The organism is Paraburkholderia sp. SIMBA_053, from assembly GCF_046534895.1.
Taxonomy (GTDB): domain Bacteria; phylum Pseudomonadota; class Gammaproteobacteria; order Burkholderiales; family Burkholderiaceae; genus Paraburkholderia; species Paraburkholderia caledonica.
This window is the reverse complement of the sequence record NZ_JAWRXU010001412.1, coordinates 1-246: the sequence shown is the minus strand read 5'-3', so window position 1 is coordinate 246 and position 246 is coordinate 1. Positions and strand designations below refer to the sequence as shown.

The 246-nt window shown below is 67.5% G+C and carries 1 protein-coding gene; it reads right to left on the bottom strand.

Annotated elements, in window-relative coordinates; genetic code table 11:
• Nucleotides 1-246 (bottom strand): amino acid synthesis family protein (locus tag SB753_RS40250; protein WP_410805573.1); only part of this gene is annotated, 246 nt, incomplete at both ends.

Here is a 246-nt window from a genome sequence, read left to right as displayed (position 1 = left end):
CCCGCCTCGCCGACAATCGCGGCCTTGCCGTAGCTCTGCGCTTCGCCGGGTTCGATACCGAGCGCCTCGACGCAGCGCTTGCCGAGCAGCGCGCCGAGTTCCTCGCCGGCGTCGATCAGCGCGTCGAGCTTTGCCTCATAGCGGCCCGCATACGGATTGTCGATCACCGCGATCGCCACCGCGCGGCGCGTGGGCGGATCAATGCTCTGGCGCATTTCAATGCGGGTTTCGTCCACTTGCACGACC